General features: G+C 35.3%; 12 protein-coding genes. 5 read left to right on the top strand and 7 right to left on the bottom strand.

The window, feature by feature from the left end:
* Positions 1–24: 24 nt before the first annotated feature.
* The 3 genes from ACICP1_RS05635 to terL form a co-directional block, all read right to left on the bottom strand.
* The gene (locus tag ACICP1_RS05635; protein ID WP_264376668.1) at positions 25–1,272 is read right to left on the bottom strand and encodes an IscS subfamily cysteine desulfurase; all 1,248 of its coding nucleotides are present in this window, start codon (positions 1,270–1,272) and stop codon (positions 25–27) included.
* Positions 1,273–1,458: 186 nt separating this feature from the next.
* Positions 1,459–2,331, bottom strand: coding sequence for an ankyrin repeat domain-containing protein (locus ACICP1_RS05630; RefSeq protein WP_264376669.1), 873 nt, complete (start codon positions 2,329–2,331; stop codon positions 1,459–1,461).
* Positions 2,332–2,442: 111 nt separating this feature from the next.
* Positions 2,443–3,876 carry a phage terminase large subunit gene (terL, locus tag ACICP1_RS05625; protein WP_395461262.1) on the bottom strand — a complete coding sequence of 478 codons (1,434 nt, stop codon included), beginning with the start codon at positions 3,874–3,876 and terminating at the stop codon, positions 2,443–2,445.
* 338 nt (positions 3,877–4,214) lie between these two features.
* Here terL and map point away from each other — a divergent pair, with 338 nt between their 5' ends.
* Positions 4,215–4,997 carry a type I methionyl aminopeptidase gene (map, locus tag ACICP1_RS05620; protein ID WP_010403864.1) on the top strand — a complete coding sequence of 261 codons (783 nt, stop codon included), beginning with the start codon at positions 4,215–4,217 and terminating at the stop codon, positions 4,995–4,997.
* A 30-nt stretch (positions 4,998–5,027) separates the two neighbouring features.
* On the opposite strand, the gene ACICP1_RS05615 is transcribed toward map, so the two are convergent.
* Complete coding sequence (locus ACICP1_RS05615) at positions 5,028–6,239, bottom strand: MFS transporter (RefSeq protein WP_012481950.1); 1,212 nt, start codon at positions 6,237–6,239, stop codon at positions 5,028–5,030.
* A gap of 205 nt (positions 6,240–6,444) precedes the next feature.
* Between ACICP1_RS05615 and rsmH the strand changes: the two genes are divergently transcribed.
* On the top strand, positions 6,445–7,329 hold the full coding sequence (rsmH, locus tag ACICP1_RS05610; protein WP_264375062.1) for a 16S rRNA (cytosine(1402)-N(4))-methyltransferase RsmH: 885 nt from the start codon (positions 6,445–6,447) through the stop codon (positions 7,327–7,329).
* Positions 7,330–7,648: 319 nt separating this feature from the next.
* Here the strand turns inward: rsmH and ACICP1_RS05605 are convergent, their stop codons facing one another.
* A complete protein-coding gene (locus tag ACICP1_RS05605; RefSeq protein ID WP_353278761.1) occupies positions 7,649–7,948 on the bottom strand; it encodes an ETC complex I subunit in 300 nt (99 codons plus the stop codon).
* A gap of 142 nt (positions 7,949–8,090) precedes the next feature.
* Between ACICP1_RS05605 and ACICP1_RS05600 the strand changes: the two genes are divergently transcribed.
* Together ACICP1_RS05600 and pth are read left to right on the top strand one after the other, a co-directional pair.
* A complete protein-coding gene (locus ACICP1_RS05600) occupies positions 8,091–8,702 on the top strand; it encodes a 50S ribosomal protein L25/general stress protein Ctc (protein WP_007302321.1) in 612 nt (203 codons plus the stop codon).
* Positions 8,702–9,265, top strand: coding sequence for an aminoacyl-tRNA hydrolase (pth, locus tag ACICP1_RS05595; protein ID WP_395461261.1), 564 nt, complete (start codon positions 8,702–8,704; stop codon positions 9,263–9,265). The genes ACICP1_RS05600 and pth overlap by 1 nt, the downstream gene beginning before the upstream one ends.
* Positions 9,266–9,299: 34 nt before the next feature.
* On the opposite strand, the gene recA is transcribed toward pth, so the two are convergent.
* Entirely contained in the window at positions 9,300–10,367 is a 1,068-nt protein-coding gene (gene recA / locus ACICP1_RS05590) for a recombinase RecA (RefSeq protein ID WP_395461260.1), read from the bottom strand.
* 114 nt (positions 10,368–10,481) lie between these two features.
* Between recA and truA the strand changes: the two genes are divergently transcribed.
* Positions 10,482–11,219 (top strand): tRNA pseudouridine(38-40) synthase TruA, encoded by a 738-nt coding sequence (gene truA / locus ACICP1_RS05585; protein WP_265041790.1) that lies wholly within the window; start codon positions 10,482–10,484, stop codon positions 11,217–11,219.
* Position 11,220: 1 nt separating this feature from the next.
* Here truA and dnaN read toward each other — a convergent pair whose 3' ends face one another.
* A complete protein-coding gene (gene dnaN, locus ACICP1_RS05580) occupies positions 11,221–12,372 on the bottom strand; it encodes a DNA polymerase III subunit beta (protein ID WP_395461259.1) in 1,152 nt (383 codons plus the stop codon).
* Between the last annotated feature and the right edge of the window lie 84 nt (positions 12,373–12,456).

Genomic DNA, 12,456 nt, shown 5'->3' with positions numbered 1-12,456 from the left:
TGCTAATGGTTAACGTCTTATTCTTCAATGAGAATCCCATTTTACGGTGCTTAAATCTATTCCCTCTTGTACCATTTCCAAAAGTGGGCTCATTTCTCTTAGCCGTCCAACATTTTTAGTAACAAGATCTGCTGCATATAGAACTTCATCTTTAGTTGTAAATCGGCCAAGGCCAAATCTAATTGATGAATGCTCAAGATCGTGGCCATTGTTTAGTGATCTTATGACATAAGAAGGCTCAAGGGATGCAGATGTGCATGCAGAACCAGAGCTTACTGCTAAATCCTTGATTGCCATGATAAGAGACTCACCCTCAACATAAGGAAAACTTAAGTTGAGGTTACCAGGAATCCTATTTTCATAGTCACCATTTAAAACAACATCAGGAAATGCTTCTTTTATTTTGTTGTACAAAATATCTCTCAGTTCTTCTAATTTACTTGCTTCTGCTCCCATTTCTTCTTTAGCAATACGTGCCGCTTCACCAAAACCAACTGCAAGGGGAGTGGGAACTGTTCCAGAGCGCATGCCTCTCTCCTGTCCACCACCACTAATTAGTGGCGTCAATCTAACACGAGGATTTTTTCTACGGACATATAATGCACCTATTCCCATAGGTCCATAAATTTTATGGCTAGAAAGGCTCATAAGATCAATGTTCATTTCATTTACGTCTATTGGAACTTTTCCAAAGCTTTGGGCAGCGTCTGTATGAAAAAATATATTATGCTTTCTACATATTGCACCAATTTCTTTGACAGGTTGCATTACTCCGATTTCATTATTTGCCATCATCACTGAAATCAGAATTGTTTTATCAGTGATTGCCTCCTCAAGTTTCAACAAATCTATAATTCCGTTTTGCTTAACGGACAAATATGTAACTTTAAAGCCTTCATTTTCCAGATGTCGACAAGAATCTAAAACGCACTTATGCTCTGTGCAGACAGTTATTATATGATTTCCCTTATTCTTATAAAAATGAGCAACACCTTTGATAGCCATGTTATTTGATTCGGTTGCACCCGAGGTAAAGACGATTTCTTTGCTGTCTGCATTCACTAAATCAGCAATGTGCTTCCTTGCTTTTTCTACTGCTTCCTCAGCTGTCCAACCAAATGAATGACTACGAGAGTGTGCATTACTAAACTCACCAAAATAAGGTATCATCACCTCCAAAACACGAGGATCTACTTTAGTAGTAGATTGATAATCGAGAAATATTGGTAATTTTATTTTAGTATCATGTATTTTCTTACTTTCAACATTCATAAAGCTACCAAAGAGACAAAATTTACAACTATTTAATAGCACTAAAGCTTAATTTTTTCAAGGTATAATCTTGCCTAAACGAAAGTTGTCAGCGCTCTCTCCTACGTTATTCCAGTGTCCCTTTAATGTCATTCCCTATGATCAGTGTTTGACACTGGTAGGTCGAATACGCGCTAGGCAAACCTATCAGCGAGCAGCTTCTTGCTGTCCATTTGTTAAGACTGATTTATCAACTTGAGTATCAGGTTTTGACAATGCATATACAGCACTGCCAACTACTAGCGCTATAGCTGCAGTTTTAGCCACTGCTATTGGTGTAGAGGGTTTTGACTCAACTGTAACTATTCCAGTTGCAGAAAGTGCTTTCGCTATTAAAACACCTGATAATGCAGTTGCACTACCGGCAAAAAAACCTTTCGCAATTGCTGATGTGCGTTGTTTTTCCTCTTTAGTTAAATTCCTAGAAGCAGTTCTAGCATGATTTTTCACATTAACATAGGAGCCTTCACGTTTTTTTGGCGGAGTAAATACATAATCTCTTTGAATAGCCAAAGATGAAGGTGTCACTCCATAGTTATCTTTTATATTAACATTCGCACCGTTTCTTACGAGAGATTCTACCACGTCTGCATGGCCATTCATAAGAGCTAAATGTAAAGGTGTCCATCCCTCCTTATCTTCTTGTTCATTAATCCTGATTTCATCTTTTTCCAACAGAGCATCTACTACCTCTTTATAACCATTTTCAGCAGCTAAATGTAAAGGTGTCTTTTTATTTTTATCTTTTATATTAACATCTATCCCTTTTGTTACTATTAAAGCCTTTGTCAAGCTCGTATAGCCTAACTTAGCAGTTAAATGTAATAATGTGAATTCATTATCTCCAACTTCAAATTTATAATTTACATAAAAATTACTCTCTTCCCACTGTTTAAATACCTCTTCATTGCTTGCCTTTAGCTCTTCTTTTACTTTTTCAATTACGTTCCTTTTATCTAATTTATTATCACTATTAACCGTCCTTAATATTTCCCGCCACTGCTGATAATTTATTGTCATAATTTTTACCCCAATCTTAAATAATTTATTTTAATTTTAAAATAATTAAAATAAGAAATCAATATTTATTTTAAATGAGCTTATAATCGAAATTGTGGGTAGCAAATTGAATCACAATGTTCGTATAGCTGCAACCCTGAAGCTACTATCTCTCATCCACTGCAGATATTGCACGGTGCTGTCGATTTGATCGTCGTGGCGGGTTTCTGGAAACATTAAAATTTCATACTCAAAATCGCTGAGCCATACTGCTTGGTGTGGCAGAAAAACCTTGCCAGATTCTATTATCGGAACAATCTGGTGGAATCGAGCAAGTTTGCCACTGTGTGGCACTATCCCGATAATAGGTATTGCCTTGAGCTCTTGAATCAATTGTTGACAGCTTGTTTTTGCTTCGATTAAAATTGCGTGTGGCTTCCACCTTGCAGCTAGTGATAGAACTTGTTCTTTAAGTTTTGGATACTCAAGCTTCGCACGGTATACATCGAGTAAATAAAACTTATTATTCACCTTTGTCCAGGTGGTGCAGACACTAAAGCCGCTAGAATCGTTTGTTGAAACAGCAGTGTCCCAGCTCTGAGTTATATGTGAGAGATTGTCAGGAAAATTTCTATAGCGTTTCAACCATTCTTGCTTAATTATACCACTTGAAAGTGGCAGAGGATTTTGTTGATATTGAGCAGCAAAAGCGTAACTCCCAAGTTCAGCCTTTATCATTTCAATTTCTCCTACATCTAGGGGATATAGCAGCTGACCTTCCTTTTTTAAGTATAAAATCCTTGAAGATGTAGCGCCTGTTGAGCTTTTGCACTCATTTGTAGTTACTTGAATAATAGGAACAGGAGAAGGGAGAATTGATCTTTTGATTGAATAGATAATTTCCTTATTTTCAGAGATCATTGGCAAACAAATATGATGCCATATATTTCTTGGTTTGGAGAGAAGATGCGCAGTCAAATCCTCTTGATGTAGTCTGTGCATTACAACAACGATAACTCCTTTTTTCCTATCATTGAGCCTGGTTATTAGAGTCTGATCGAACCAGTTTGTGGCACGTTTTCTAAACGTCTCGCTCAAAGCTTGAGAGGAACTCAGTGGATCATCCACGACGATAAAATCTCCACCTTCACCAGTCAGTGTTCCACCAACAGATGTTGCAATCCTACATCCTCTCTGCACTGTTTGAAATTTATATTTAGTGTTCTGGTCTTTGCATAGTTCTACCTCTGGAAATAGCACTCTATACCAACTAGACTGCATCACGCACCTGGTGTCAAGCGAATGCTTTTCGCTAAGCCGCTGAGAATAGCTTGCAACTATTATTCTTGCGGTTGGCTGATTACCAAGTATCCATGCGGGCCATGCAACACTCACGCACATAGACTTCATCGAGCGCGGAGGCATATTGAATATTATTCGCTTCACTTCACCAGTGCTTGCTGCTTCAAGCCTGTCTGCTATAATTTTTATATACTGATAATTGTTATACTCACATCCCGGCATCACCGTTTGAAAGCATAGTTCGATAAATTTTAAAAAGTTCATGTTAGTCTCCTATAGTGTTAGTGGAATTTACTTTATGGTGGTGTCAGCCTCTTTGGTGTCATATCAGCGTCCTTTTTCTTGTCATCCAAGTAGCCCTTTCCTTGTCATTCCAGTGCTTGACACTGGTTCACCTTATGATGGTGTTATTCAAGTAGCCTCTATCCAAGTGCCCCTTTGGTGTCATCAGAGTAGCTGACACTGGGATGACAGGAAAAAAAGGCATTCTGATGACACTATTTTTTGTACTTTTGCATTCAATATTCGTACAATTATGTGTCAAGCAGTGGAATGACATTATCTACTATGCAAGATGTGAATTATAATAAGAAATGGAAGATATGAACATAACTATACATTCACAAGAAGATTTTGACTTTATGCGTAAAGCTGGCAGGCTTGCAGCTGAAACTCTTGATTTTATTGCACCATACGTCAAAGTAGGCGTAACAACTAATGAATTAAATGATCTATGTCATGATTTTATAATCAATGCAGGTGCAATTCCAGCACCACTGAATTATAAGGGATATCCGAAATCAATTTGTACTTCGAAAAATGCTGTTGTATGTCATGGTATTCCTGATGATAAACCTCTTAAAGATGGAGATATTTTAAATATTGACGTTACAGTGATTTTAAATGGCTGGTATGGTGATACAAGTCGCATGTTTTGGACCGGTAAACCCTCAATAAAAGCAAAGCGTTTGTGTAATGCTGCCTACAATGCGCTAATGGAAGCGATAAAACAAGTTAAGCCCGGCAATAAGTTAAATGAAATAGGATTTGCTATAGAAAAATATATTGAAGATTTTGGATATTCTATCGTACGCAATTATTGTGGACATGGCATAGGAAAGGTTTTTCATGCTCCACCAAATGTTGTACATTTTTATGATGAAGGTGAGGATCTTATCTTAAAAGAAGGCATGTTTTTTACGGTAGAACCAATGATCAATGCTGGAAAACATGAAACTCTTCTCAGCAAGCTAGATGGCTGGACAGTGACAACACGTGATCTTTCACTTTCTGCACAGTTTGAGCATACGCTTGGAGTCACAAAAGATGGAGTTGAAATATTTACACTATCACCTAAAAATTGGCATTTTCCACCTTATGATTAGATTTTTTAAACACTTGGTTTTTGAAAAAACCTAACTCTTAACTTGTGATATAGCAACTAACCCAATTAGTGCACAGAAAATCATGTAAAAACTTGCTAAAGTTCCTTGTCCTGTAACTTTGATAATAGTTGTGCATATAAATGGTGCAAGACCACCAAAAAATCCCGAAGCTATATTTCTTGATAAACCAAATCCACTGTATCGTACCTTTATTGGGAATAATTCGCACATAAACGCGCTAACAGGACCAAGAGAAGCAGCTATTGGGATTATAAAAAGAACGTGCGCCATTATGGTGAGCAAATTATTACCACTTAGTATCATTGAAAAAACTGGATAACTTACTACTATAAAAGTCACAAATGCAAATTTCATGACTCTTTCTCTCCCTACCTTATCAGAAAGTATTGCAAATAGTATAGTCAATCCTCCAAGTGCAACCTGATTCAATATTTCTACTGCGTGATTAAAGTGAGTGTTTATTGTTGATGCAAGTAGATTAAAAAACACTAAATATATGTAAAGAGATGCATTCTCAACTATGTCAACTCCAATTGATATTAGAAAAGGTTTTTTATAGCCATTTAACAGTTCTTTTAACGGTAATTCATGTGGCTTTTCCTGCTTTTTATATTCTGGGCTTTCATCGAGTATATATCTCATATATATACTGATTAATCCTATTACAAAACTGAAAATAAAAGGCAATCTCCATCCCCAAGATTCAAAATCGGATACTTTTTTGCATATAAGCACCACTATAAGACTTAATATTGAGCCAAGAATTGCGCTCAATACTTCAATACTGCCAAAGAATCCTCTTTTATTTTTAGGAGCATGCTCTATTAAAAATGGGGCATTTCCTGCCTCTCCTCCAAGAGATATACCCTGCAATAATCTTAAACATACCACCAGTACTGATGCGAGTACCCCAATGTTCTGATACCCTGGAACAAATGCAATAAGTACGGTTGATAGAGTCATCAATATGATAGAGAGAAATAGAGCAATCCTTCTTCCATATTTATCGCCAATGTGGCCAAATATAGCAGCACCAATTGGTCTTATTAAGAAACCCACTGCAAATACTCCAAAAGCTTTAAGTATGCTGACTAATTTGTCGTCTGATGGAAAAAACACATCTCCGATTATGCTTATTAGATGGCTGAAAAGCATGTGATCATACCACAACAAAGTGTTACAAATTAAACTTGATAGTATTACTTTTGTTATTTGTTGCACGAAATCTTCCGTAATTTGTTTGATATTATAGTAATATTACTTACTTTTTCAAACGTGAATTATGTAAATGTTATATTAATAATATTATCTTATTAAATTTTTATATCGTTGATTATATTTAAATATTCTTATACTATACCTATATATTTCCATATATTTTTTGGCGAGAAAGTTATTTTAATTTAAGTGCACAAAGTCTCTTAATATGACACATATTCCAGTTTTGTTAAAAGAGATGCTACTGCAATTGTCACCACACAGTGGTGGTATATATGTGGATGCCACGTTTGGAGCTGGAGGATATAGCAAAGCAATATTGGAATCCGCTGATTGCAAAGTGTATGCAATTGATAGGGATGAAACAGTTACCAAATTTTATGATGATCTGAACGTTAAATACCCTGATAGAATAAATCTATTTATTGAGAAATTTAGTAATATTAAAAATTTATTAGATAGTAATAATATTAAAGGTATCAATGGAATAGTTTTCGACGTTGGAGTTTCATCTATGCAGCTTGATAATGGAGATAGAGGATTCTCATTTCTACGTGATGGCCCACTTAACATGAGCATGGATAACTATTCTCATATGAATGCTTCGACATTTGTTAACGCTTTACGTGAAGAAGAGATTGCAAACACTATATATAATTATGGGGGTGAGCGTCATTCTCGTAAAATCGCAAGAGCGATAGTAAATGCGCGGAAGAAGAAAATTATCAAAACTACATTTGAACTTGCGGATATTGTACGTTCTGTAGTGTTTCGTGGAAAAAGCAAGATTGACCCTGCAACTAGGACATTTCAGGCAATCAGAATATGGGTAAATGATGAGCTAGGAGAGCTTGAAAAGGGTATTAAAGCTGCATCTGAGATTTTAAGTGAAAACGGCAAATTAATTGTAGTTACCTTTCATTCTCTAGAAGATCGTATAGTTAAAACCCTTTTTAAAGATTTGTGTGAACCAGGACCTACAAAGACATTCTCCCTTTTAAACAAAAAAGTGATTAAAGCAAGTGCGGAAGAAATAAATGCAAATCCGCGTGCGCGTTCAGCAAAATTAAGAGCTATACAGAGGTTGTCATGAGAACCTTCTGTATTATTTCAATAACTATGTTTTTATTATAGGGTTATTTAAGGTAAAATTACATGTCCACTCACTAAATAAATAGCTAACACAAATAAAACGTGAAATTAATTTAGTGCAAAGCAACATAAAAGTTCTTCAAGCAGAATGAAGTTATTTGAGTAATCCAAAAAAACTTGCAGTCTTACGGAGAAATACCTAAAAAATAACTCTTTGATACTAGCTAGCCAGGTTCGACTATCTAAATGACCTTAGTGTGTTAGCAAAATCATAGTAACGATTAGGTTTAGGTTTTTAGATAAACACACTACGATAAAACTTACTTTGATACGAAATTATTTGCATAAGATTTTGGCAGTCTTTTAACATCTTTTGGCATTTCAATTGTGTACTTTGTGTTGTGTTTCTTTGCGTAAGATACTGCTTTTTCAAGAGAATCAAACTTTAATACAATCTGTTTTTGGGGATCTTTTGAGCCAACCCATCCCATCAAAGGTTCAATATAGTAAGAACAAGGCTCAATTTTTAGGTACCAGAATTTTGTATTACCTAAGCCAGATTGTGTTGCAGTTTTTGTTGGCTTATAAATCTTAAAAACTACTTGATCGTTAATACTCATAGCTCTTACTACGTAATCTTAAGTATATATCTAAATAAATTTTTCCACAAAGAATTAGTGTGAAAGAATGAAGTTTGAAATAAATATTTTTATGTTATATTATTAAATTATATAAAAAGGATTAGCTGAATAGGAGTAATCGATGGCACAGCAAGAAATGGTAACAATTAATGCAGAGTTACGTGATGTAAAAAAAAAGAAAGCGATGCAGGCTCTGAGGGAGAAGGGAAGTATACCTGCAGTTATATATGGTAAAGGGCATGATAACGTAAATTTGACATTGTCTGCAAAGGAATTTACTAAACAATATAAATCAGGTGCTCTTTCTGCACATTTAATAGAACTAGATATTTCAGGGAAAAAAGAATATGCTCTTGTTCGTGATATTCAATGGCATGTAGTAAAGGATACTGTGCAACATGTTGATTTTCAGTTTGTTGATAAAGGTAGTGAAATTAAAATAGATATACCTTTATCATTCATCAATGAAAGTAAATCACCAGGAATCAAATTAGGTGGAGTGCTTAATGTTCTGTGTCGTTCTATTACTGTCAAATGCTCTCCTGAGAAAATACCTCAAGTCATAGAAATTGATTTGTCTGGCAAAATGATTGGTCAGTCTATACATATCAATGATGTAAAATTGCCAGAAGGTGTTAAATTTGTAGCTCATGAGGAAGAAAATTTCACCATTGTAACAATCTCTGCTGCCGATAGTGATGTTGAAGAGACTCAAACAAAAACAGAGGAGTAGTGCATTTAATAGCTGGGCTTGGTAATCCTGGTAGTCAATATGAGTTAACTCATCATAATATTGGTTTTATCGTTATTGACGCAATTCACAAATATTGGAATTTTCAGTCATTTTCTAAGAAAGCCGATTACTTGATAACCTCTGGCATAATTAACAATAATAAAGTTATGCTAATAAAGCCTTATTCGTTTATGAATAATTCAGGTATTCCTGTTGCAAAAATAAAAAATTTTTACAAATTATCGCTAGACAATATTGTTGTCATACATGATGATGCTGACTTGAAATTTGGAAGAATAAAAGTAAAAAAAGGTGGTAGTTCTGCTGGACACAATGGACTTAAGTCTATAGATAGCTTTATTGGTAATGATTATTGGCGTTTAAGATTTGGAGTAGGCAGGCCTGAAGGTCAGAAAAGCTTAGCAGACTATGTGTTATCAAAATTTGAAAATTTTGATAACGTTATCCTCTTAGTGGAAAAAATAGCAAAAAATATACACCTAATGCTGCAAGGAGATAACGCAGCTTTCATCAACTCGGTTGAGAGTGAAACTTTAGTATAGCAAACGAATACTGCCCAATACAAACTAATTTAGATTAGAATACTGATTCTTCTAGAAGTTGTTCGCGTTCCTCTTCTATTGCAATAGAATTATCGTGATTTTTAAATAAATCTCTGATTTTTGTTTCTATTTCATTTGCAATTTCTTTGTTTGCCTTGAGGTAACTTTTTACATTTTCTCTTCCTTGGCCAAGACGCGTATTGTTATATGAATAATAAGCGCCTGCCTTTTCAAGGACACCAAGTTTTGCTCCTATATCTATCATTTCCCCAAGTTTTGATATGCCTTCATTATACATTATATCAAATTTTGCCTCTCTAAATGGAGGAGCGACTTTATTTTTTACAACTTTAACTCTCGTTTCATTACCCGTAATATTCTCTTTATCCTTTATCGCACCAACTTTTCTTATATCAAGTCTTATAGAAGTATAGAATTTTAACGCATTTCCACCAGTGGTAGTTTCAGGATTTCCATATACTACTCCTATTTTCATACGAATTTGGTTGATAAATATCAATATACAGTTTGCTTTTGAAACTACAGAAGTTAGTTTCCTGAGTCCATGGCTTAGAAGCCTTGCTTGCAATCCCATGTGCTGATCGCCCATATCCCCTTCAATTTCAGCTCTTGGAGTTAGTGCTGCAACAGAATCAATAACTATTACATCAACTGCACTAGAACACACTAAATACTCAACAATATGCAACGCCTGCTCTCCAGTGTCTGGTTGTGAAATTACCAAATCATCAGTTTTCACTCCAAGTTTACGAGCATATATAACATCCAGTGCGTGTTCCGCATCGATAAATGCACATAAACCTCCTTTTTTCTGTGCTTCAGCAATTACATGCAAAGCAAGGGTAGTTTTACCAGAACTCTCAGGGCCAAATATCTCAATTATACGTCCTTTTGGCAATCCCCCAACACCCAGAGCTGAATCAAGTGCAATCGACCCTGTAGATATCGTGTCTATTTTTTCTACAGGGTTTTGCTTTAGCTTCATTATTGCACCTTTACCGAATGCTTTTTCAATTTGACTTATTGCATTATCTAGTGCTTTTTGCTTATCATTATTTCTTTCTTCTGGATTATGTGCCATGGATCATTTATTAACTTGTATAGTCTCCATGGTAATTGAACGCAACCAATCTGCCAAGGGTTTTTTAATAACGAAGAACGTTAGTTACCTAAAATTAGATAGATAGACTTTGTAGTGCGATACAAAATAACGATAGAATACAATGGTAGTGGTTTCTCTGGCTGGCAAAAGCAACAACACTCTGCTAACTCAATTCAGGAAACCATAGAAAACGCTATATTTAATTTCAGTGGCGAGAGAGTCTCTTTGCATTGTGGTGGCAGAACTGACACAGGGGTTCATGCTTTAGGGCAAGTTGCTCATTTCAATATGGAAAGGCAATTTGAGCTTTACAGAATAAGAAATGGAATAAACTATCACTTAAAAGCGATTCCTATAGTTGTGCTTAGTGCAGAAGCTGTAGATGATGCATTTCATGCACGATTTTCAGCAAAAAAAAGATATTATGAATATAGAATAATTAATCGCTACGCTCCTGCAGCTCTAGAAATCGGTTATGTGTGGCAAGTATTTAACCCACTTGACGTAAACATCATGCGTGAAGCTGCTAGACACCTGCTTGGAAAACATAATCTTTCAAGCTTTCGCTCAAAAGATTGTCAAGCTACAAATCCGGTCAGAACAATCGATGATATTGATATAGTACAAAACGGAAGTCACATATACATCAAAATATCTGCGATTTCCTTTTTACATAACCAGGTGAGGATTATTGTTGGTACTTTAGTTGAATTTGGAAAAAACAAAACTAATCCACAAGAAATGCTAAATATATTAAGTCAATGCAAAAGAAACGCCGCTGGGGTCACTGCGCCGCCTCACGGCTTATACTTAGTAAAGATAGATTACTAGCTTAAGTCCTCATTGGCATTACTATATATAGTGCACTTGGATCATCTTCATCAGTGATAATTGTAGCGCTATTACCATCTGATAGGCTGACCTTACATTTGTTTTTTATACAAGATAAAGCATCAAGCAAATAACGAGAATTAAATCCTACTTCCATAAGAGCTCCATCGTAATCTACCTCTATAGACTCAGTCGCATCACTGCACTCTTGAGAGTTTGAATGCAGAGTTAATAAATTCTCTTGCAATGAAAATTTAATTGATTTTATTTTATCGGACACAACAACGGAAACTCGGTCTATAACACTAGCAAGTTTGCTACTCTCAACAATCATTTGTTTATCTTGAGACGTTGGAATGACAGCTTTGTAATCTGGAAAAGTCCCATCTATCAATTTTGATATTAGAATATACTCACCACATGTAAATTTGATTTTTCTATCTGAAAGTTTTATATTTATCTCATTACAATCACCCAATACTTTCAACAGTTCCATGATAGTTTTACGTGGAATGATCACCCCAAATTCTCCGTTGATATCTTCAGGTTTAGGCCTTTTTATACATGATAAACGGTGGCCATCAGTTGCAACGCAGTACAGAAATTGCTCATCTGTATGCAGATATATCCCGTTTAAATTATACCTTGTATCATCCAGCGACACAGCAAACTTCGTTTTAGTCAATAAGTCTACCAAATCTGCACTTAGTAGAGTGAAATCGTATTGATGATCACCTTCTTCAAGAACAGGGAAGTTATTTGAAACTACGTTCGGTAAAGAAAAATTTGCATTTCCACAGGATATCAATAATTTTCCTTGATTATTCATTTCGAAATTGACATCCAAATTAGTTGGCAATTTTTTCACTATGTCATGTAAAGTATGTGCTGAGATTTTCACTTCTCCTTCTGCTGATACATTTGCAGTAAGTGAGGCAAATATTGAAATGTCAAGATCAGTAGCCTTTAGTTTTATGCTGCCATGTTGTGCTTTGATATTTATACACGCTAAAACGTCTATCGCGTTGCGCCTTTCAACCACCCCGCTCACTCTGGATAGCGTATTTAAAAGACTTGCACGACTTATACTAAAACGCATTTGTTCACACACAGAACTTTGTTCTTTGATTCCTATATCTACAATTTTTGACATATTAATTCTCAAAAATATATTTTAAATGATATTCATATTCTATGTAAAGTGATATCCATATTTTTGTCTGAGAGACAAAACAGC

The organism is Wolbachia endosymbiont (group B) of Ablattaria laevigata, from assembly GCF_964277395.1.
GTDB lineage: Bacteria > Pseudomonadota > Alphaproteobacteria > Rickettsiales > Anaplasmataceae > Wolbachia.
The sequence above is the reverse complement of the archived record's forward strand: the minus strand, read 5'-3'. Positions and strand labels throughout refer to the sequence as shown.